Genomic DNA, 21,406 nt, shown 5'->3' with positions numbered 1-21,406 from the left:
CGGGATGCCATTTGTGGCTTGTATTCATCTCCTCAGGGAGTGGGGAATGCAAAAGTCGAATTCCGGCCGGTGGGGCGGTTTGGCCAAGGCGATCGGATCGCATGGCCTTTTCGCGTCGATGCGCCAAGGGCCGATCCTGTCGCTGATCCTGTGCGGCGGCCTGCTGGTCGCGACGATCATCGTCGGCACCATGATGATGGTCGGCGAGTTCCGCGAGCGTGCCCTCACCAATAGCGAACGCGAACTCGAAAACACCGTGCTGCTGCTCACCCGGCACTTCGAACAGCAGTTTGAAGACTCCGAGATCGTTGCCAACGACGTGATTGCCAGAATGCAGTTCTCGGAGATCGACTCGCCGGAAACATTCAGAATATGGATGTCGAGCCACGATGCCCACCTGATCCTGAAGTCCAAGGTCAACCTGCTGTCCAATATCGGCACCGCCGGCATTTTTGATGCAGACGGCAAGCTGATCAACTCGTCGGCAACCTGGCCGCTGCCCGCCATCAGCATTGCCGACCGGAGCTACTTCAAGAGCTTTAAGTCGGACGCCGGGTTGCAGATTGCGGTGGCCGAGTCGGCCCGCAGCCCGATGACCGGCGACTGGAGCACCGTCATCGCTCATCGGCTCAGTGGCCGTAACGGGGTTTTTCTCGGAGTAATGGCGCGACGGATCGATCCTGCTCATTTTGAAGAATTCTTCGCATCCGTCGCGCTCGGCAAAGGCGCGGCGATTTCCATGTTTCACACCGATGGAACGATGCTGGCACGCTACCCAAATGCCAGTTCCAGCGTCGGACAGAAATTCAGGAACGCGCCCCTTCTGAACAAGGTCCTGACCGACGGAGGCCGCCAGACCCTTCGCGTGAAAAGTCCCGTCGATGGCACGGACCGGCTCGGCTCGGCGGCGCCGCTGCGCCGTCTTCCGATTGTCGTGGTCGCGACCACGACGGTCTCCGCCGCGCTGGCGGACTGGCAGGCGCAAACCAGGTTCATGATTGCCGCCGCCGTGTTGTCGGCGCTGGTAATCGCCTTCATGCTGTTCCTGATCATCCGGCAGGTGACCCGCCAGAACCATGAATCGCGGCAGCGGCTGGGCCTGCAGAAGCAGCAGCTCGACACCGCCCTCAACAATATGACGCAGGGCCTCGTGCTGTATGACGGATCGGCGCGCATCATCCTCTGCAACCGTCGCTACATCGACATGTACGGGCTGTCGACCGACATCGTCAAGCCGGGGTGCCGTTTCCGCGATCTGATCCAGCATCGTCAGGACACCGGATCCTTTGACGGCGACGTCAACGAATTCTGTTCCTCCATCATGCGCAACGTCGCGCAGGGCATAGTCACGCACATGACCATGGAGAGCGGCGGGCGGTCGTATCTGATCGTCAACAAGCCGCTGGCGCAGGGCGGGTGGGTTGCCACGATCGAAGACATCACGGAGCGCCAGCACCTGGAACAGGAACGCGACCGCAATTATGCCTTCCTGCGCCAGATCGTCGATCACATTCCGACGCAGATCACCGTCAAGGATGCGCGCGATCGTCGATATCTCCTCATCAATCGCGTGGCCGAAGCTCAATTCGGCCTGCCTCGAGAGGCCGTCATCGGCAAGACGGCGCAGGATCTGTTTTCAACGGCGGTCGCCAACATCATTGCGGCAGACGATGACGCGACGCTGCTATCCGCCGACGGCCTGTTCCGGGACGAGCATGCAGACCTGTGGGAAAGCGAGGCGCGGGGCAAGCGCTTCATCACATCGAGGCGAATCGGCATTCCGGACCAGGCCGGCCAAACCCGGTACATCATCAACGTCGTCCACGACGTCACCGAGCGCCGGCGCGCCGACGAGAAGATCGCGCACCTCGCGCATTACGACGCGCTGACCGACCTGCCGAACCGGGTGCTGTTTCGCAAGCAGATCGAGCGCGAATTGCAGCGAACCAGCGGGGGCGAGCAGTTCGCCCTGCTCTATATCGATATCGACGAGTTCAAGGGCATCAACGACTCGCTGGGACACCACGTCGGCGATGAACTGCTGAAGGCGGTGGCCGACCGGATCCGGAGCTGCCTCGGCGATGGCGATCTGATCGCGCGGCTTGGCGGTGACGAGTTTGCGGTGATCCAGACCGGTGTCCGGAACGTCGGCGATGTCGTGGAATTCGTCACCCGCATTCACGAATTGATCCGGCAGCCCTATCAATGCCTCGGCCACCAGCTCTCCACCGACGCCAGTATCGGCATTGCACTGGCGCCGCAGGACGGCACCGATCTGGATCAATTGATCAAGAACGCCGATCTGGCGATGTATGGCGCCAAGGCCGGAGGGCGCCGAACCCATCGCTTCTTCGAGCCGGCGATGGATGCCTGCGCGAAGGCGCGGCTTGCCATGGAGCAGGACCTGCGCCAGGCGCTGGTCGATGGCGGCTTTGAAATCCACTACCAGCCGCTGGTCGACCTTCACCGCGACGAAGTGACCGGCTGCGAGGCCCTGCTGCGCTGGCGCCATCCCGAACGCGGCATGATCTCGCCCGCCGAATTCATCCCGGTGGCAGAGGATACCGGCCTGATCGTCGAGCTCGGCGAATGGGTGCTGAAGACCGCCTGCGCCGAGGCGGCCACCTGGCCAGACCACATCCGCGTCGCCGTCAACGTCTCGCCGGTTCAATTGAAATGCCCGACGCTGGCGCTGAAGATCGCGAGCGCGTTGGCGGGTTCCGGCCTGCGGGCCAGCCGGCTGGAAATCGAAATCACCGAGGCGGTGCTGATTCGCGACGACGAGACCGCGCTCACCATCCTGCATCAGCTGCGCGAGATCGGCGTGCGCATCGCGCTGGACGATTTCGGCACCGGCTATTCCTCGCTGAGCTACCTGAAGCGGTTCCCGTTCGACAAGATCAAGATCGACAGATGCTTCGTCGGCGACATCACGGAAGTCGACGGCTCGTCGGCGATCGTGCAGGCCGTCGTGAACATCGCCGCTTCCCGCAACATGACGACAACAGCCGAAGGCGTCGAGACGCAGGAACAGAAGGATCTGCTTCGCGCGCTCGGTTGCACCGAGATGCAGGGTTACCTGTTCAGCGCCGCGAAGCCCGGTCCGGAAGTGAGATATTTGTTCGACCCGCGTCCGGTGACGGTAACCGCCGCGGCTCGATGACTGAACGATTGCGGGACCGTGGGTCACGCTCAGCGTCGGCGTGGCGGCGCTGGCCCCCGGCAGCGATGTTGGGCCCGACGGGTTTCTCGGGCAGGCCGATCAGGCGCTCTATGCCGCCAAGCACATGGGCAGAAACCGCGTGATCTCCGCCGACACCATGCTGGCCGACTTTTCCAAGCTGCATGGCAGGAAAGAAGGGCGAACAGAATCCGTCTCGACGGGCGAAACGGTAACGCCGGACAGGATTGGCCGCATCCACGCAACAGCGAGCTACCGCGAGCAAACCTGTGCAGTTAGCTGTTCCGGCCGCGGAACCCGACGCTCACAGCGGAGTTTCCTTCCGTGGCAAGCGCCGTTTCCGTGGAGGCCCAGTGAACCGTCGGGATTTTCTGCAAATTTCAGTTGCGTTACCGCTGGTGGCATCCTCCGCGCGGGGGCTTTTCACGCCCGCGAGCGCTCAGCCCGTGCCGTTCGAACGGTCCAGCGTGCGGCAGATGGCACGCGATGCCGCCGGCAAGCCATTCAAGGCGCCAGACAGCAAGCTGCCGGATAATCTGAAGGATCTCGACTACGACCGTTATCGCGCCATCCGGTTCCTGCCGGACCGCGCGCTTTGGCGCGATGAGAAACTCCCGTTCCAGGTTCAGTTTTTTCATCGGGGCTTCTTCTATGCCAACCGGGTGGACATTTATGAAGTCGCCAATGGCCTGGCGACCAAGGTGATCTATCAGCCAGAACAGTTCTCGTTCGGAGATACGCCACCGCCCAGGCCGGGGGTCGATCTCGGCTTCGGTGGTTTTCGCCTTCATGCCCCGATCAACAAGCCGGATTACTACGACGAGGTTTGCGTCTTCCTCGGCGCGAGTTATTTCCGTGCCATCGCAAGAGGAGAGCAATATGGCCTCTCCGCGCGCGGGCTTTCGATCAATACCGGCCAGACCAAGGGCGAGGAGTTTCCGCAATTCAAGGCGTTCTGGATCGAGAAGCCCGCTGCGAACGCCTCTTCTATTGTCGTGCACGCCTTGCTGGACGGCGAGAGCGCGGCCGCGGCGTACCGCTTCACCATAAGGCCCGGCGAAACCACCGTCTTTGATGTCGAGATGGCGATCTATCCGAGGGTGAACCTGCAGCATGTCGGGTTGGCGCCAATGACGAGCATGTTCTTCTTCGGGCCCAACGACCGGATCGACGTCGACGATTTCCGTCCCTCGGTCCACGATTCCGACGGCGTTGCCATCTTCAACGGCAGAGGCGAGGAGCTTTGGCGTCCCCTCCACAACCCGCGCGATCTGCAGATCAGCACGTTTTCCGACCTGAACCCTCGCGGATTCGGACTGATGCAGCGCCAGAAGGACTTCGCGGCATATCAAGACATCGAATCCGCCTTTGAACGGCGGCCGAGCCTGTGGGCCGAACCGATCGGCGACTGGGGCGAGGGCTCGGTGCAGCTGGTCGAAATTCCGACCAAGGAGGAAGTCCACGACAATATTGCCGCCTTCTGGCTGCCCAAGGCGCCACTGCAAGCCAAGGGGGAGCACACCTACACATATCGGCTGCACTGGGGACCGGACAATCCCAAGCCCACCTCATTGGCACGGTTCTCCCGCACCGGTGTCGGCGCGCGCGGCGAAGACACCAAGCTTTTCGTGCTCGACCTGGTCGGCGAAAAGCTGAAAGGCCTCGATCCCAAGAAGATTCGCGGCGTCGTCACCGCTGAAAAGGGCAAGGTCCAGAACGTCGTCACCCAGCCCAATGCAGCGATCCGCGGCTGGAGGCTGAGTTTCGAGCTTTCGATCAAGGATAAAATTCCGATCGAGATTCGGGCGTCCCTGATGCAGGACAACGACCCGATCTCCGAGGTCTGGGTTTATCGATGGACGCCCTAACATCTTCCACCCTGGAGCGGCGCCCCGGCAGCAGCGAGCAGGTCGCATTCCTGCCACCGGAGTCGGCGCTCGAAATGTCGACGCGGGCGTTGCGGAATTTTGAGAGAGGCAGCGGTGCGGCCGACTTTACCCCGAACTCTCTCACACTCCGGCGCTCCTATATTTTCACCGGCACCGCGGCGCTGACGCTCGGCGGCTGTTACGAAATGTATCAGGTTCTGCAGGTCGGCGGCATCACCACGCTGGAAGCGATGGTGCTGGTTCTGTTCGCTCTGTTGTTCGCATGGATCGCATTCTCGTTCACGTCCTCGCTGGCAGGTTTCTTCGTGCTGCTGTTCCGGCAGGGGGACGCGCTGGGAATCGACTCCGATTCGTCGCTCCCTCAACTCCGAAGCCGCAACGCGATGCTGCTGCCGACCTACAATGAGGACCCCTACCGGGTCATGGCGCGACTTCGTGCGATCCATGAGTCGGTCGGAGAAACCGGAAGCGCGTCGCAGTTCGACTGGTACGTGCTGAGCGATACTACCGATCCTTCGCTCTGGATCGCGGAAGAAAAATGCTTCATGCAGCTTCGCCGCGAAGCCGGCACCGGGCTGTTCTACCGTCATCGTCCCGCGAACACGGCGCGGAAGTCGGGCAACATCGAGGACTGGGTCAAGCGGTTCGGCGGCGGCTACGATCACATGATCATCCTCGATGCCGACAGCCTGATGACGGGCGACACCATTGTGCGGCTGGCCGCCGCCATGGAATCGCATCCCAACGTCGCCCTGATTCAGACCCTGCCGATCGTGGTCAATGCCAGGACGTTGTTCGCGCGGTTGCAGCAGTTTGCGGGCAGGCTTTACGGCCCGCTGATCGCCGCCGGGATCGCGTGGTGGCACGGATCGGAAGGCAATTACTGGGGGCATAACGCTATCATCCGGGTACGTGCGTTTGCGCAGGACGCGGGCCTTCCGGAATTGCGCGGTCGTAAACCGTTCGGCGGGCACATCCTCAGCCACGATTTTGTCGAGGCGGCGCTGATGCGGCGCGCGGGTTGGGCCATCCACATGGCCCCGATGCTTGGCGGCAGTTTCGAGGAATGCCCGCCTTCGCTGCTGGATTTCGCCGCGCGCGACCGGCGATGGTGCCAGGGCAACCTGCAGCATCTGGCGGTTCTCCCCGCGCGCGGCCTGCACTGGGTGTCGCGGCTTCATTTGCTTACCGGCATAGGATCGTATCTGACCGCCCCGCTCTGGCTGATCTTTCTGGCTCTGGGGATCCTGATTTCGTTGCAGGCGCAGTTCGTCAGGCCCGAATATTTTTCGAAAGGTTCGTTGTTTCCACAATGGCCGGCCCAGGATCCCGTGCTAGCCGCCTGGGTCTTCCTCGGTACGATGGGATTGCTGATCGTGCCCAAGCTGCTGGCCTTCCTGCTGTTGCTGACGCAACGCGAGACACGCAAGCGCTTTGGCGGAGGTTTCGTCGCTCTGGTCGGCATCCTGATCGAAACATTGCTGTCCAGCCTGATCGCGCCGGTGATGATGATCTTCCAGTCCACCGCGGTCGGAGAGATTCTGCTGGGGCGCGATGCCGGCTGGCAGGTCCAGCGCCGCGATGATGGCGGCGTTCCGCGCAGCGAGACCGTGCGGAGATACGCGCTCCCCACGCTGGTCGGAATCGTGATGGCCATCGCTGGCTATGCGGTGTCGTTGCCGCTGTTGTTGTGGATGACACCGGTCATCATCGGCCTGCTGCTGGCCATACCGATCGCGCTGCTGTCGTCGGGGTCTTCAGGCGGTGCCGGCCGCCCGCCCAGGCTGTTCGCAACCCCGGAACAGACATCGCCGCCGCAGGTGCTGGTCCGCGCCAATCAACTGGCCACGGCCGCGCCGACCGCGATCGGTTGTCCAGTGCTGGAACTGCGCAACGATACCGGCCTGCTGGATGCGCATGTGAACAACCTGCCGGCCAGCAAGCGCATTCGGGGGCAGGTCAATCCGCATCTTGCTATCGCCCGGGCGAAGATCGAGGACGCCGAAAGCCTGGAGGAAGCGTTGCGGTTTCTGAATACGCATCAGACGTTCGCCGCTCTCAACTCGGCGCCGCTGCTTCAGGCTCTGCTGGAGTTGCCGATCAGTGCCGACGGGACGGGCTCACGCCTCAAACCGGCGTTCTGACATCCGTATCCGGCCTACGGCGGCACAGGCCGGCGTTTTCAGCTAAGACTTTCCTTGCAACGATGCTAAACGAGTCCGCCATGACCAACATCGAATCCCGCCTCGCAACTCTCGGCCTGATCCTGCCGCCGGCCTTCGCGCCGCCGCCCGGCATGCACCTGCCCTTCGTCCATGTTCGCCAAATCGGCAACCGGGCCGTGATCGCCGGGCACGGGCCGCAGAGCCCGGAAGGACCGCTCGCCAAGCCGCTCGGCAAGGTCGGAGCCGAGTTGACACTCGAACAAGGCTACTTCGCCGCAAGGCTCACGGCGCTGTCGATGCTGGGCTCACTCAAGCGCGCGCTCGGCGAGCTCGACCGCATTTCGCATTGGGTGCGGATTTTCGGCATGGTCAACTCGGCGCCCGGCTTCGTGCAGCAACCCGCAATCATCAACGGCTTCTCCGACCTGATCCTCGAACTGTGGGGACCCGAGGCCGGCGCCCACGCCCGCAGCGCGGTGGGCATGGCCGAATTGCCGTTCGGGATGCCGGTGGAAATCGAGGGCGAGGTCCAGATCGCGGATTAGCCGCAAATTCATGGGATTGTTCCGGCAGATCGCCATAGTATCCAGGCACGTCCGTCCCTCCAGCTTCGAAGCAACCGCATGCAACCTGTTTCCATCCTTCTGAACATTTTCTGGATTCTGCTCGGCGGCGCGTGGATGGCCTTTGGCTGGATGATCGCCGCCGTCGTCATGGCCATCACCATCATCGGCCTGCCCTGGGCAAGGGCCGCGTTCAATATCGCGGTCTATACCCTGCTGCCGTTCGGCTCCCGGGCGGTACGCCGCGACGAGGTGACAGGCCAGCCCGATATCGGCACCGGGGCGCTGGGCATGATCGGCAATCTGATCTGGCTGGTGCTGGCGGGCTGGTGGCTGGCGCTCGGCCACCTCGTCACCGCGGTCATTCTGGCGGTGACCATTATCGGCATTCCCTTCGCATGGGCGCACCTCAAACTCGCCGGCATCGCGCTCTGGCCAATCGGCAAGGTCATCGTGCCGGCATAGCTACGCCGCCAGCCGGCCACGATTGTTCTCGGCCAGGATGGGGCGGATCAATCGGCCAAAACGTTCGGCTTCCTCGTCGTGCAGGTAGCCCGACAGGCAGAATGAATGGCAGCCGGCGTCGATGAATTGCTGGAATGTGTCGGCGCATTGGGCGGGATTGCCGACCACCGCGATGCCGGCGCCGGGGCGGACCTTGGTAATGCCGGTCCACAGATGCGGCATCAGGAGATCGCCGTGCTCGCGCGCCAGTTCCTGGACGCGCCGGTTGGCCTCCGACTTGTTATAGAGCGTCTTCATCTCCTGCTTCTGCCGCTCGGTGGCGTCGCGCACCAGCACGTCGGCGGCCTCCCATGCGTCCGCTTCGTCTTCGCGGCAGATCACCTGCAGCCGCATACCGAAGCCGATGGCATTCTCCCGGTCATGGGCGCGCGCCATCTCCCTGATCTCGGCGATGTTGGCGGCAATACGCTCCGGCAGGTCGCCCCAGAACAGATGCACGTCGGAATGTTTTGCCGACATTTCCCAGGCCGGCCGCGAGCCGCCGCCGAGATAGAATTTCGGAAATGGCTGCTGCAGCGGGCGCGGCCGGATATGCGCGCCGGACAGCGTGTGGAATTTTCCCTCGAAGTGAACCGGGCCGCGCGTGGTCCACAGCGCTTTCAGGATCGAGACCTCCTCCTCCATCAGCGCGTAGCGCTCCTCCTTGGCGTAGCGCACGCCCTCGCCTTCGACTTCGCTTTCGTTCTGGCCGGCGATCAGGTTGATGCAGATGCGCCCGCCCGACATCTGGTCGAAGGTCGAGATCATCTTGGCCAGCAGCACGGGATTGATGTAGCCGGGCCGGGCCGCGATCAGCGGCTTGATCTTCGACGACCGCGCCGCCATGAACGCGCCGGTGATCCAGGCCTCCCAGCACACCGAGCCGACCGGGATCAGCAGATACTCAAAACCGGCGGCCTCGGCGGCCTGCACCACGCGGTCGCACAGTTCTGGCGATCCCGGCACCTGGGCCTCCGGCACGCCATAGGCGGTGGTGTCGCCATGCGTAGGCAAATACCAGCCGAATTCGAGCGGACGCATGCAGTTCTCCCTGATGGCGGCTTCGCCGCGCTGTTTCTCGGGGAGCAGTCTACAGTCCGCGTCCGGCAGGACAATCGGATATCGCCGGACGCCCCAGCCATTGCCTCAGGGGCAGATATAACCGGCGCCGCTCGGATCTTGAAGCAGCCTACCGATTCCGGCAGCAACTGCTTGGGCAGCCACAACCGTGCGGGCCTACATCGATGCTTACCGGCGACGCTTCGGCGACGGCGGCTCCGGAGCGTGAGCGGAGCGCGCCGGCCTCGTGCGCGGCGGTGCCGTCTTCACGTCGGTCCCTTGAGCCGTTCGCGATAGGCTTCCAGGCCCAAACGGACGTCCCTGTTCTCGACCCATTCGCCGCTCTCATCCATCACGCCGGTCTCCAGCATCGCGGCGGCGCAGGGCCAGTGCAGATCGACCCAGCGCGGCACGTCAGCCTCCGCCATGCCGCTGCGGCGGCAGATCCGCTCGGCCATCGCGCGGGCCAGAGGTTCGATATTGGAAGACGTCATGCACGGATCATCGGCTGGGGTGGCGGTCGCGGGGCCGCGTTACGCTGGAACCTGGCCGGCAGCATGGCAATCCGGCGTCATCGCGTCGTTACCGTATCGGCGGTGGCGAGGATGGCTTCGATCGCCGGGTTGCCTTCCACCTCCAGCGCCGCGATGGCTTCGCGGGCCCAGAGATAGGACGCGTCGAAAATCTCGGTATGGCGTTCGAATTCGGTGACGCCGATATCGGGCGAAAGCGGCGGCCGCATCACATGATCGTGCGGCGCGGTGGGCAGCGTGTCGTAGCGCTGATGCGCCACCAGGCTTCGCCACAGCACGTTGACCGCGCTTGGCGCCGCGGGCAGCAGTTTCTTGCGGAACGGCGTCAGCATCGCCATGGCGAGTTCGAACCGCCCGGGCAGTTCGGCGTAGTCGACGTCGAACATCTCCTCGGCGGGATCGCCGAAATGCACCACCAGATTGGGACCGCTCTTCAGCTGGTGCATCTGCGCCAGCGGCACATTGTCGATCAGGCAACCGTCGACCAGCATCGCGCCGTCCGGCGTATAGAATGGCGGCAACAGTCCGGGGATCGCGCTGGAGGCGCGCACCGCCTGCCAGAGCAGCCCCGAGCGGATCAGTTCGAGATTGTGGGTGGACAGATTGGTCGCGACCGCCGCGAACGGCCGCCAGCAATCCTCGATCCGGCATTGGTCGCCATATTGATCGGCCAGCGCGCGATCGAACGCCTTGTGATCCAGCAGGGCATAGCGCGGCCAGGTCGGCCGCCGGAAGCTGCGGCTTTTCACGAAGATCTCGTGGGTGCCGCGCTCGAGATGATCGGCCTCGTGATTCTTGGCGAAACCCGCCGCCATCGCCGAGCCGACGCTGGTGCCGACGAAGATATCGAACACGACGCCGCGCTCGCGGAACGCCCGGTAGATACCGACATGCGCCGATCCGAAGGCGCCGCCGCCGGCCGCGACGAAGCCGAGCGCGCGGCCGGACATGAAGCGGATCAGGCTGTCGATATCGGCCTGGTCCTGCAGCGCGACATGGTGATTCATGAAACATGGCAGGCGGGCGAGCCAGGCCGCGGTGCCGCTGACCTCGCCGCTGCGCTGCGCGTGAATGCGAACCAGCCGGCGCGCCGACGCCGGATGAATCCCGCAGGCGAAGGTCTCGACCTCCGTCAGCACACCGGCGACCGGCGCCTTGCCTTGGGTGACGAACACCACCATGTCGGCCTGGCGAATGGCCTTGCGGGCCCAGACCGAATCGTCGCGGCCGCCGAGATAGACCACCAGCGGCGCGGTCTGCTCGATCTTGTTGAGCCAGTCGGTAACTTCGGACGAATCCAGCGCCCGGCCGGGAAACATGGCTTCGAGCCGGGCGGGATCGACGATTTCGGCACGGGTCGCCGCCAGCCCGACGCGCAGGCGGCGATCGAAATCCGGCGGGACCGTTTCATATCCGCCCTGGATCAGCGCCACCGTTCGCGCCGTCGGCGAAGCGCGGATCGGGATGAGGCGCGCCGTTTCCCGGGCAAAGCGCAGCGCCAGCGCCGCGAGTACCGCCTCGACGATTTCAGGGGTGTGTTCGGCCAGTTCCTGATAGGCGGCGCGCGTCAGCACCAGCACGCTGGTGTCGCGGATCGCGATCACATCGGCGGTGCGCGGCACATTGGCGAAGAAGCCGATTTCGCCGACCAGTTCGCCGGCGCGAAGCTCAGCTATCGGTGCGAGATCGCCCGATTTGCGGACCGCGAGCGCGCCATGCAGCACGATGAACAGGGCGTCCGAAGGCTCGCCCTGCCCCACCAGCAGCTGCCCGCGCACCAGATCGCGGCGGATCATCGCGCGAACAGCCTTCCGCCGCTGTTCGGAACTGAGCGTTCTGAACAGTGCGAAATTCTCGGACACGTTTCCCCCCACGACTGTCGAGTTCAGCCCATCCATTGGCCATACCCGGTTCTGATCGGCGGCCAATGTATCGCCCGCCCGCCGTCACGGCGAGCGATTTAGGCTTTGCTGCGCCCGCGAACGAAGGCGGCCCCCTTGCAGCCTCGTGTCGCGGTGCAACGCTTGGGAGGCGCTATGCAGCGGGTGGCGTCAGCAGTTGGGCAAATTGATCGTCGCCGATTTCGGTCTGGGCGATCAGGACACTGCAGCGAAGCTGATCGGTGAGATAGGTGCCGACCGAGCCGAACCACCATCGCGCCAGCGGCCCGGAGGGGCGATGACCGACCACAACCAGATTCGCACCGATCTCTTCCGCGACCGCGGCGATCTGCTGGGCGGGAGCGCCCATGCCGAGCCGTGCCGTCGGCGAGAATCCCACGGCCTTGAGCCGCTCGACGCCTTCGGCCAGAATCGCCTTGTAGGCCGAAATCTGCTCGTCCATCGAGATCCCGACCCCACCCTCCAGGGTCGCGAGCGCAGGAGCATTTTCTACCACCGCCAGCAGGAAGACTTCCGCGCCACACAATTGCGCGAGCTTCGCACCCTCCCGCAACGCGCGCCGTCCTTCGACCGAGCCGTCATAGGCGAGAAGAACTTTCTTGTACATGAAACGTCCCCGTAGATGCCATGAAACCGAGCATGCGAAGGCTAGCACTAATCGACCGGGCAGGAAGCCGACTTTGGTCCGGGGCAGGGCGGCTTCCTCCCCAAAAAATGCCCTTGGCTGGGCCGTTGCCCCTGCCCCGCCAATCGGCTAAATGGGCCCTCACGCACCCGTAGCTCAGCTGGATAGAGCGTTGCCCTCCGAAGGCAAAGGTCACACGTTCGAATCGTGTCGGGTGCGCCAGCTCGGCGACGGCACTTGCGGACCGGCAGAAAGCAAAAAAACTCATGAGCGAGCGACTTGAGACGCTGAAGAAGGCGCGTGAGCGCATGGTCGAGGACCGCGACGCCTTTGCCAAGACGCTGGCCGCGCCGTTCGATCGCGACAAGGCGGAGCGGGCGCGGCTCAAATTCATCGAAACCCAGGTCCTGATCGACGCCATCGATCGCGCCATCGCCGGCGAACAGGCGAGGCCCGCTGCCTAAATCGCCTTTTCGTCCTGAATCGCCCTGGGATTGCGCGGGGCTGCATCGCGGTGGCGTCCGATCCGGCTCTTGAACCGGTGGCCGATCACGATCAGCGCGCCTTCCGGACGGGTGGACGCCTCGGGAACCACGGGCCGGCGCTGGATCGGAACCGGCGGCCGGTTGTCCTGGGTGACGGCTTCAAGCGCGTCGAGGAATTCCCGGCCGGCCGCGGTGATCTGCCATCCCTCGGCGTCGCGCTGCACGTAACCGCAGCCGAAAACATCGATGGCCGCAACCCGCGCGGCCAGACGCCTGATCCGCGCGCTCCATTCCGCGCCGCTGGCGGAGAGAATCGCGATGTCCCTGTTGAGAGAAGTGAGCGGGGCCCTGCCACTGTCGTGACTGGCCAAGACCTTCAGAATGGTGACCTGCAAACTCACGCGAACGCCCTGGACCGCAACGGTTCTTGATTTCATGCGCCGTCGTTGAGCCAAATTAACTCGTCGCCAGCGCAGGCGTCCAGCGCAGGCGGCGAGTTATCCGCAGTCCTGAGAATTCCGCGCCGCAGCCGGCTCAAACTTTGACCAGGCTTTCGAAGCCGCCATAGATCATCCGCTTGCCGTCGAACGGAGCCGACTTTGAATCCATCGACTCCATCATGACCTTGAGCCGCGGATCGGTCATCACCTTGGCGTTGATCTTGTCGCGCTGGGCGCGCGACTTGTAGGTGATCCAGGCAAACACCACGGTTTCGCCGGGCTTCAGCTTGACCGCCCGCGGGAACGACGTGAGCTTGCCGGGCTTGACGTCGTCGGCGACCCATTCGCGGTAATCCAGCGCGCCGTGTTCGCGCCAGACCTTGCCCGCCTTGGTGGACATCTTGCGATAGGCCGTGATGTTCTTTTTCGGAACCGCGACGATAAAGCCGTCAACATAGGCCATCGATTATTCCTCTCGTTGTTCGCCATGACGAGCTGCGTAGCATTCGGATGCGCAGTCTGTGACCGCTCGCAGATGAAGATGGAACCTTCATTTATGGCAGCAAGATGCCGGAACCGCCGCGGGCTGATACTGGTCACGTAGCCGCACCCAGTCCATCGGGTACGGCAACCGCTCTTCGTGGCGGCCGAGCGGCGTCAAATCCAGATAGTGATAGGCGGCGTTCATCATATCGAGGCCGCGGGCGAAGCAGGAATAGGTGTGGAAGATGTTGCCGGCATCGTCGCGGAAGAACACGCTGATGCCCGGCGCTTCCTCGACCCCAAATCCGCTGGTCCCGAAATTGTAGATCCTGGCGCCCGACTTGATCTGGTCCGGCGTGAACGAGACGCCGTAATCGTAGTTGAAGTCATTTCCCGCCGACGACAGCCAGTCGAACGTCCAGCCCATCCGCGTCTTGAACGCCGCGAGCCTGGGCAACGGTGCGCGCGATATCGCCACCAGCGTGGTGTCGCGGGCCGCAAGGTGCGGGATCATGCGCTCGAAGCCATCGGCCCAGAACGAACAGCTCCTGCAGCCTTCGCTCCAGTCGGGCGCGAACATGAAGTGCTGCACCACCAGCTGGCTCCGCCCGGCGAACAGTTCGTTCAGCGTCTGCGGGCCCCTTGGACCGTCGAACGAATAGGCCTTGTCGACCTTGACCCAGGGCAGCGCGCGACGCTCCTCGTTCAGGCGATCTCTTGCCTGGGTGAATTCCTTCTCATGCGTCAGATGCGCCTTGCGGGCTTCGATCCATTCCTCGCGCGAAACGACCTTGTGCGGCTGCATGGGCGCGGCTCCTTTGCTTCAGGCGAGATACTTTTCCAGCTTGTCGAGCAATGCGCTCCATCCCCGCGCATGGCCGTCGCGGGCGGCTTCGTCGAAAAATTGTTCATGGTGCAGCGTCAGCAGGGTGCCGCCGCCATCGGGCTGCAGCGACACCGTGACCTGCGATTGCCGTTCCGGCGTCGAGTGCCACGCCCAGCTGAATGCGATCCGCGCGTTCGGCGTCACCTCGAGGTAGACGCCGTCGACCTGAAAATACTCGCCGTCCCCGGCTTCGAAGCTGATGCGGTAGCGGCCGCCGACGCGCAGATCGATGTCCGCCCGTACCGAGCCGGCCTTGACCTGCGCGGGCCCGAACCAGCACGCTATTTTTTCCGGGTCGGTCCACGCGGCGTAGACTTTTTCGGGGAGCGCATCGATACGGCGCGTGAGCGTGAGGCTCGGCCGGCTGGCGAACCCGGCGTGGCCGGCAGCGGCGGATGCGGTGGCCATGTGTCTTCCTCCAGGAATGCGGCAAGGCGGTCGAGATTGTCGGACCAGAAGCGCTGGTAGCGATTGAGCCACGCCATCGCCTGCTCCATCGGATCGGCGGTCAGCCGGCACGCCACGGTGCGCCCGGTCTTCTCGCGCGCGACCAGGCCTGCGTCCGACAGCACGTCGAGATGTTTCATGACCGCAGGCAGCGACATTGCGAACGGTTGCGCCAGTTCGCTCACCGAGATGCTGTCCCGGCTGCCGAGCCGCGCCAGCAGCGCGCGCCGCGTCGGATCCGCAAGTGCTGCGAAGGTACGGTTCAGGGTCTCATCGCTATACTTAACCATTAGGTTATGTATAGCGGGACAAGACGCCGCGTCAAGTGCGGCGGCTTTTCACGAATTGGGGAGCATTGTGTCCGGGCACATGCCCCCCGGACTCGCCTCCGGCGAGCCGGTTACCGGCGATGACAGCTACCCCGGATGTCAGTAACCCCGGTAGGCTCGCCCGCGCGGTTGCTGATTCAAGGCGGCGCGGGGATTGAGGTTGCAGTAAAGTCCGCGGCCGGAAGCGCTTGCCATGCATTGGGCATAGGTCTGGTACGAGCAGTCGCCGGGAATGCCGACACCCCTGCCCTGCGCGCAATAGGGGTAATCGTACGCCGCGGCGGGCGTTGGCCCGACCATCGTGGCCGCTCCTGCAGCCGCGATGGCCAACACTGCCATGGTTGCGTAGCGCATGATCTGGTCTCCTTGATATTCGGTTGCGTCGCCGCCTATAGAAAACCAGATCACGCCTGCATCGTTCCGTGACCTGGATCACTCGACCTTGAGGCCGGCGGCCTTGACCACCTTCTCCCATTTTTCGGTCTCGGCCGCGATCATCTTGCCGAAAGCCTCCGGCGGCCCCGGCAGCGGCTCGCCGCCGAGATCGATCAGCCTGGCCTTGATCGCGGGTTCCGCGAGCACCTCGTTGAATGTCTTGTTGAGCTTCTCGATGATTGCCTTCGGCGTGTTCTTCGGCGCCCCGGCGCCGAACAACGCGCTCGCCTCGTAGCCCGGAATGGTGTCGGCGAGAACGGGCACGTCGGGCAACAGCGAGGATTTCGTCGTCGAGGTCACCGCCAGCGCGCGCAGGGAACCGGCGCGGATATGCTGCAGGATCGAAGGCATGTTGTCGAAGATCAGCTGGACCTGGCCGCCGAGCATGTCGGTGATCGCGGGCGCCGCACCCCGGTAGGGAATGTGCTGCATCTTGACGCCCGACATCATCATGAACATTTCGCCCGACAGATGCACCGAGGTGCCGTTGCCCGACGACGCCAGATTCACCTTGCCCGGATTGGCCTTCACATAGGCGATGAACTCCGCCACCGTGTTGGCCGGCACGTCCTTGGCGACCGTCATGACGTTGGGCACGCGATTGAACGCCGCGATCGGCGCAAGGTCGCGAACGACGTTGAACTTCAGGTTGGCGTAGAGCGATGCGTTGATGTAGTTGGCGGGATTGACCAGCAGAATGGTGTAGCCGTCGGGTTCCGCATTGATCACCGACTCGGTGGCGATGTTGTTGCCGGCGCCAGGCTTGTTTTCGATCACGAATTGCTGGCCGAGCCGCTCGGACATCCGCTGGCCGATCAGCCGGGCAATGATATCAGTGGCGCCGCCGGGCGGATAGCCGACCACCCATTTTACCGGCCGGGCCGGATAATCCTGCGCCGCGGCGCTGCCGATCGAAGCAATTGCCGAAATGCCGATCGAAATACCCGTGGCGATCAGACAAATCGCGGTACGACGTGACGTCATGCAGTTTTGCTCCCGGCGGCCGCGTCGTATCGCGGTCCGCACCTGTTGAATTGACAACGGGCCGCGTTGTAACAAACAAAGCGGGTGACGGCCAGTGCGGCGGATCGCCCCGAGAGGCGACGAAAGGATAATGCATGGCTGTCATGGTGAACGCGCTCGATCATATCGTGATCAATGTCGCCGATGTGGCGCGTTCCGCCGAATGGTATCGCAAGATCCTCGGCATGGAGGTCCAGGTGTTCGATCCGGGCCCGGGCAAGGCGCCGCGGACGACGCTCACCTTCGGGAACCAGAAGATCAATGTGCGCCCGCGCGACGCCGACAAGGTCGAGTGGTTCACCGCGGACCACCAAACCGCAGGGAGCGACGATCTGTGCTTCCTCACCTCGAGCGCGCCGGACGAGGTGGTGGTACATCTGCAGGCGCATGGCGTCGCGATCGAGGAAGGCCCGGTCGCCAAACAGGGCGCCCGCGGCACGCTGCGGAGTGTCTATTGCCGGGATCCCGACGGCAGTTTGATCGAGATTTCGTCGTATGCGGATGATGCCGGCTGACACATGCGCCGCCGTCATCCGATTTGATCCCCACGCCATCCAATGGCAGAACTGCTCCCAAGCAACAGCATTGAAGCAGCCGGCAAGGCTGCGCGGGAGGGTCCATGCATAGTTCACAGGCAGCACCGGGCATCGTGGGGCCGTTTGCGGGGCTTGACGTGCCGTGGCTGCTGCGGATGCGGGCGGAGACGCGGCGCGACCATCCGTTTCTGATCTGGGCGCCGTTCGATGCGCCGGCGCGGAGCTGGAATTACGGCGAATTTCACGAGCGGGTCGGCGCGCTGGCCGCGGGGCTGGCCAGACGCGGCATCAAGCCCGGCGAATACGTCCTGATCCATCTCGACAATTGCATCGAGGCGATGCTGACCTGGTTCGCCTGTGTCGAACTCGGCGCCATTGCGGTGACCACCAACACCCGCTCGGCGCCGGCGGAAATGGAGTATTTTGCCGGTCATTGCGGCGCGGTGGCCGCGATCACCCAGCCGGCCTATGCCGAGATCATTTCCGCGAACTGCCGGAACCTGCGCTGGATCGCGGTGATTTCGCACGATGCCGGGGCAGCACCGGCGCAGGGTTCTAGTCCCCCGCGCAGCGAAAGCTTCGAGTCGCTGTTCGCCGACAGCGCCGACCGGCCGCGCCGCGCCACCGATCCGCTCGCCCCCTGCAGCGTGCAGTATACCTCGGGCACCACGTCGCGCCCCAAGGCGGTACTGTGGACCCACGCCAATGCGCTGTGGGGCGCCAAGATCAATGCCGCGCACCAGGATTTGCACCAGGGCGACGTGCACCAGACCTATCTGCCGCTGTTCCACACCAACGCGCTGGCCTATTCGATGCTGGCGAGCCTGTGGGTCGGCGGAAGCTGCGTGATCCAGCCGCGGTTTTCCGCCAGCCGGTTCTGGAGCGTGGCGCTGCAGCACGGCTGCACCTGGACCTCGACGATCCCGTTCTGCATGAAGGCGCTGCTCGAACATGAGATCCCCGGCAATCACAAGTTCCGGCTGTGGGGCACGGCGATCAACGACCCGCCGCCGTTCGCCGCCTTCGGCATCAAGATGATCGGCTGGTGGGGCATGACCGAGACCATCACCCACGGCATCGTCGGCGAAGTCGACCAGCCCAATATCCCGATGTCGATCGGCCGGGCGGCCGCGGAATACGCCATCCGCATTGCCGATGACGACGGCGCGCCGACCGCGGTCGGCGGCACCGGCAATCTGCTGATCAAGGGCGTTCCCGGGCTGTCGCTGTTTGCGGAGTATCTGCACAACGAGAAGGCCACCCGCGAAAGCTACGACGAGCATGGCTATTTCATCACCGGCGACCGCGTCACGTTGCTCGACCACGGCTTCATCAAGTTCGGCGACCGCGCCAAGGACATGCTGAAGGTCGGCGGCGAGAATGTCGCGGCTTCCGAGATCGAGCAGGTGATCGCGGTCGTGCCCGGCGTGCGCGAGGCCGCGGTGGTGGCGAAGAAGCACCCGATGCTCGACGAGGTGCCTGTCGTGTTCATCATTCCCGCCGCCGGCGTCGCGGGCGCGCCTGCGGACCTGCACGACACCGTAATGGCCGCCTGCCGCAGCGCGCTGGCCGACTTCAAGGTGCCGCGCGAAATCCACTTCGTCGACGACATGCCGCGCTCGACACTGGAGAAGGTGGCGAAGGCGGAGCTGCGGAAGCTGCTGGCGTAACGCCCCTGAATTCTTGATTTTGGTATCGTTACATGATACATACTCCATGATCAGGACCTTTGCCGATAAGCAGACCCAACTGGTATTTGCGGGTGAAAGTCCGAAGGGTTTTCCTGCGGCCATCCTCAAGGGCGCCCGACGTAAGCTCAAGATGGTGGACGCTGCCGTTATACTGACCGATCTTCGCGTGCCGCCGGGAAACCAACTGGAGGCGCTTGTGGGTGACCGGAGGGTACAACATTCGATCAGGATCAACGATCAATGGCGAATTTGTTTCGTGAGGACTCCGGAAGGACCAACTGACGTCGAAGTCGTTGACTATCACTAGATCCGGCGCCGCCGCAGGAGGAAGGACCAAGCTCATGGCCAAAAAATTGTCCCCGATGCATCCCGGCGAAGTGTTGCGGGAAGAATTTCTGGTTCCCATGAACCTGTCACCCTACGCGCTGGCGAAGATTTGCGACGTGCCGCGTACGCGCATCGAACGTATCGCCCGCGAGGAAATCAATGTCACCGCCGACACCGCGCTTCGGCTCTCGCGAGCCTTCGGAACGACGGCCGGATTCTGGCTCAACCTTCAGACCCAGTTCGATATCGCAACGGCGGAAAAGGCCATCGGCAAGGCACTCGCGAAGATCGTCCCGGTTTCAAGGGATGCGGCATAACGCCTGTGCCCGCCGCGGACGCCAAGCCCTCAATGATACCCGAACGCGATCGGGCGGAAGGCCTGGAGCAAATGCTGGTCGAGTTTGTCTCCCATCTTCTCCATCATCGCGAACGCTGCGGCGTGGGTATACTGCATCCGGTAGGCGCGCTTCTCCACCAGTGCCGCATAGATATCCACGATCGTGATCAGCCGCACGATGTCGCTGATCTGGTTGCCGCGCAGGGCGTTGGGATAGCCTGACCCGTCGAGCAATTCGTGATGATGCAGGACCACGTCGAGCATTTCCGGCGGGAAGCCGCCCTGGGCCGCCAGCACGTCGAAGCCGCGGCGCGGATGCTGGCGGACTTCGATAATTTCCTCCTGTGACAGCGGTCCCGGCTTGTCGAGGATTGCAACGGGAATGAAAGCCTTGCCGACGTCATGCAGCAGGGCCGCGCGCACCAGCCGGCGCTGATCGTCGTCGCGCATGCCGAGATGTTGCGCGAACGCGACGGCAAAGCCGGTCACGAACAGGCAGTGGCGATAGGTGTCGGTGTGGTGGCAGCCGACCGTGGTCAGCCATTCGCGCAGCGAGGAGTGCCTGATCGCCTTGAGAATCCTGTTTTCGGCCGCCACGATGTCGCTGAACTGCAGGGAAATGCCCTGGGGAAGTTTCTCGAACATCTTGACCAGCACCGCATGCGCGGCCTCGACGCCGCGGTTCAGCGCCTTGCCGCGATCGGTGGCGTCGTAGCCATGGCTGTCGGGAAACGCCGCGCGAATGCGCTGCAGAATGGCCTGCGCATCGAACGGCCGCGCGATGGTATCGGTGGCGCCGAGCGCCCAGGCCTGCATCGAGCCGTGATGCAGCGCGTCGGCCAGAACGAACAGCCGCGGCATCGCGCGATAGGGCTCCGAGCGCAGTCTGTTGCGGACCAGTTGAACGCATTCGGGCGAGCGCAGATTGATATCGACCACGATACCCGCAAACTGGCCGGGCGCCTCGGGCAGATCCGCCATCGCGACGGTATCGACCTCGCCCACCATCTGAAGGATGCCGGCCAGTTCGCTGCTCTGATCGCTCCGGTCCGACGCCAGCAGCAGCCGGCGTTTGGTGGAAGGCTGGGGGAGTGGGGCTGTCATGTATCCTCGGTATGGCGGCGGCAATCTTGCAACCAAGGCTACATCGCGAGAAGTTCTTCGAGCCTTAATGGGCATCGTCAATGCAGAGCTAGTGCGAACGTTACAAGTTTAATGATTGGCGGACCCTCAACGTCATTGCGAGCCCGTTGGCTCGCAATGACGTGGTGGGAGATGCGATTCATCTCAACCAGCAGATATGCGTCCGCGTTCTCGCGGCACGATTTGCCCGAGGTTTGCCTGTCGTTCTCCCTCAAACGAGGGAGCAGGGAATGCCGGATGCGCGCTGCACCCGCGGTCCCGTGTGCGAAGTCGCACGAAGAAAGCTGCACACGAGCATACAGGGCAGCGGAGAACATCCGACATTCCCTGCGCAATGGCTTGACGGCTTATCACGCGCTCACCCCGGAGAATTATGGCCTTTGTCGCCTCCGTCGCCCCGCGGAAACCGGCGCCGCGGCCCGGT

At 63.7% G+C, this 21,406-nt stretch carries 22 protein-coding genes, 1 tRNA gene and 1 pseudogene; 12 read left to right on the top strand and 12 right to left on the bottom strand.

The annotated features are described in order from the left end of the window. Positions 1-46: 46 nt before the first annotated feature. The 6 genes and pseudogenes from Q8N40_RS19305 (at position 47) to Q8N40_RS19280 (ending at position 8,263) form a co-directional block, all read left to right on the top strand. Positions 47-3,163, top strand: coding sequence for an EAL domain-containing protein (locus Q8N40_RS19305; RefSeq protein WP_305712938.1), 3,117 nt, complete (start codon positions 47-49; stop codon positions 3,161-3,163). A 16-nt stretch (positions 3,164-3,179) separates the two neighbouring features. Then, positions 3,180-3,308, top strand: a pseudogene (locus Q8N40_RS19300) (diguanylate cyclase domain-containing protein); the annotation flags it as partial. A gap of 226 nt (positions 3,309-3,534) precedes the next feature. After that, on the top strand, positions 3,535-5,049 hold the full coding sequence (locus Q8N40_RS19295; RefSeq protein ID WP_371135747.1) for a glucan biosynthesis protein: 1,515 nt from the start codon (positions 3,535-3,537) through the stop codon (positions 5,047-5,049). Beyond that, positions 5,037-7,214, top strand: coding sequence for a glucans biosynthesis glucosyltransferase MdoH (gene mdoH, locus Q8N40_RS19290; protein WP_305712937.1), 2,178 nt, complete (start codon positions 5,037-5,039; stop codon positions 7,212-7,214). Before Q8N40_RS19295 ends, mdoH begins: the two co-directional genes overlap by 13 nt. Before the next feature lie 80 nt (positions 7,215-7,294). Beyond that, complete coding sequence (locus tag Q8N40_RS19285) at positions 7,295-7,780, top strand: RidA family protein (RefSeq protein WP_305712936.1); 486 nt, start codon at positions 7,295-7,297, stop codon at positions 7,778-7,780. 78 nt (positions 7,781-7,858) lie between these two features. After that, positions 7,859-8,263, top strand: a complete 405-nt coding sequence (locus tag Q8N40_RS19280) for a YccF domain-containing protein (RefSeq protein ID WP_305712935.1) — start codon at positions 7,859-7,861, stop codon at positions 8,261-8,263. Here Q8N40_RS19280 and Q8N40_RS19275 read toward each other — a convergent pair whose 3' ends face one another. From Q8N40_RS19275 to Q8N40_RS19260, 4 genes are all read right to left on the bottom strand, one after another. Beyond that, on the bottom strand, positions 8,264-9,343 hold the full coding sequence (locus tag Q8N40_RS19275) for an LLM class flavin-dependent oxidoreductase (protein WP_305712934.1): 1,080 nt from the start codon (positions 9,341-9,343) through the stop codon (positions 8,264-8,266). 284 nt (positions 9,344-9,627) lie between these two features. After that, a complete protein-coding gene (locus Q8N40_RS19270; RefSeq protein ID WP_305712933.1) occupies positions 9,628-9,855 on the bottom strand; it encodes a hypothetical protein in 228 nt (75 codons plus the stop codon). 77 nt (positions 9,856-9,932) lie between these two features. Continuing rightward, complete coding sequence (locus tag Q8N40_RS19265; RefSeq protein ID WP_305712932.1) at positions 9,933-11,756, bottom strand: cyclic nucleotide-binding and patatin-like phospholipase domain-containing protein; 1,824 nt, start codon at positions 11,754-11,756, stop codon at positions 9,933-9,935. Positions 11,757-11,928: 172 nt separating this feature from the next. Next, complete coding sequence (locus tag Q8N40_RS19260) at positions 11,929-12,402, bottom strand: universal stress protein (protein WP_305322246.1); 474 nt, start codon at positions 12,400-12,402, stop codon at positions 11,929-11,931. A 163-nt stretch (positions 12,403-12,565) separates the two neighbouring features. On the opposite strand from Q8N40_RS19260, the gene Q8N40_RS19255 reads away from it, so the two are divergent. Then, positions 12,566-12,642: transfer RNA gene (locus Q8N40_RS19255), tRNA-Arg, on the top strand. Between the two features lie 44 nt (positions 12,643-12,686). Next, complete coding sequence (locus Q8N40_RS19250) at positions 12,687-12,884, top strand: hypothetical protein (RefSeq protein ID WP_304743022.1); 198 nt, start codon at positions 12,687-12,689, stop codon at positions 12,882-12,884. Here Q8N40_RS19250 and Q8N40_RS19245 read toward each other — a convergent pair. From Q8N40_RS19245 to Q8N40_RS19215, 7 genes are all read right to left on the bottom strand, one after another. Beyond that, complete coding sequence (locus tag Q8N40_RS19245; RefSeq protein WP_305712931.1) at positions 12,881-13,342, bottom strand: aminoacyl-tRNA deacylase; 462 nt, start codon at positions 13,340-13,342, stop codon at positions 12,881-12,883. The two genes, Q8N40_RS19250 and Q8N40_RS19245, sit on opposite strands and share 4 nt — an antisense overlap. A gap of 97 nt (positions 13,343-13,439) precedes the next feature. Beyond that, on the bottom strand, positions 13,440-13,808 hold the full coding sequence (locus Q8N40_RS19240; RefSeq protein WP_305712930.1) for a DUF1428 domain-containing protein: 369 nt from the start codon (positions 13,806-13,808) through the stop codon (positions 13,440-13,442). Positions 13,809-13,895: 87 nt separating this feature from the next. Further along, the gene (locus Q8N40_RS19235; RefSeq protein WP_305712929.1) at positions 13,896-14,633 is read right to left on the bottom strand and encodes a thioredoxin family protein; all 738 of its coding nucleotides are present in this window, start codon (positions 14,631-14,633) and stop codon (positions 13,896-13,898) included. Positions 14,634-14,651: 18 nt separating this feature from the next. After that, positions 14,652-15,050, bottom strand: coding sequence for an SRPBCC domain-containing protein (locus Q8N40_RS19230; protein WP_305712942.1), 399 nt, complete (start codon positions 15,048-15,050; stop codon positions 14,652-14,654). Beyond that, entirely contained in the window at positions 14,996-15,451 is a 456-nt protein-coding gene (locus Q8N40_RS19225; protein ID WP_305322251.1) for a helix-turn-helix transcriptional regulator, read from the bottom strand. The genes Q8N40_RS19230 and Q8N40_RS19225 overlap by 55 nt, the downstream gene beginning before the upstream one ends. 138 nt (positions 15,452-15,589) lie before the next feature. Beyond that, positions 15,590-15,844 (bottom strand): DUF3551 domain-containing protein, encoded by a 255-nt coding sequence (locus Q8N40_RS19220; protein WP_305712928.1) that lies wholly within the window; start codon positions 15,842-15,844, stop codon positions 15,590-15,592. Between the two features lie 78 nt (positions 15,845-15,922). Next, entirely contained in the window at positions 15,923-16,909 is a 987-nt protein-coding gene (locus Q8N40_RS19215; protein ID WP_305322253.1) for a tripartite tricarboxylate transporter substrate binding protein, read from the bottom strand. Between the two features lie 134 nt (positions 16,910-17,043). Between Q8N40_RS19215 and Q8N40_RS19210 the strand changes: the two genes are divergently transcribed. From Q8N40_RS19210 to Q8N40_RS19195, 4 genes are all read left to right on the top strand, one after another. Further along, a complete protein-coding gene (locus Q8N40_RS19210; protein WP_305712927.1) occupies positions 17,044-17,463 on the top strand; it encodes a VOC family protein in 420 nt (139 codons plus the stop codon). Positions 17,464-17,567: 104 nt separating this feature from the next. Continuing rightward, positions 17,568-19,154: an AMP-binding protein gene (locus tag Q8N40_RS19205; RefSeq protein WP_305712926.1), complete on the top strand. Its 1,587-nt coding sequence runs from the start codon at positions 17,568-17,570 to the stop codon at positions 19,152-19,154. Positions 19,155-19,200: 46 nt separating this feature from the next. Then, a complete protein-coding gene (locus Q8N40_RS19200; RefSeq protein ID WP_305712925.1) occupies positions 19,201-19,482 on the top strand; it encodes a type II toxin-antitoxin system RelE/ParE family toxin in 282 nt (93 codons plus the stop codon). Positions 19,483-19,516: 34 nt separating this feature from the next. Then, positions 19,517-19,819 (top strand): HigA family addiction module antitoxin, encoded by a 303-nt coding sequence (locus Q8N40_RS19195; RefSeq protein WP_305322257.1) that lies wholly within the window; start codon positions 19,517-19,519, stop codon positions 19,817-19,819. 29 nt (positions 19,820-19,848) lie between these two features. Here the strand turns inward: Q8N40_RS19195 and Q8N40_RS19190 are convergent, their stop codons facing one another. Continuing rightward, entirely contained in the window at positions 19,849-20,943 is a 1,095-nt protein-coding gene (locus Q8N40_RS19190; protein ID WP_305712924.1) for an HD domain-containing phosphohydrolase, read from the bottom strand. Positions 20,944-21,406 lie beyond the last annotated feature (463 nt).

It is taken from the genome of Bradyrhizobium sp. (assembly GCF_030693485.1).
GTDB lineage: Bacteria > Pseudomonadota > Alphaproteobacteria > Rhizobiales > Xanthobacteraceae > Bradyrhizobium.
This window is presented reverse-complemented; position numbering and strand designations above follow the sequence as displayed.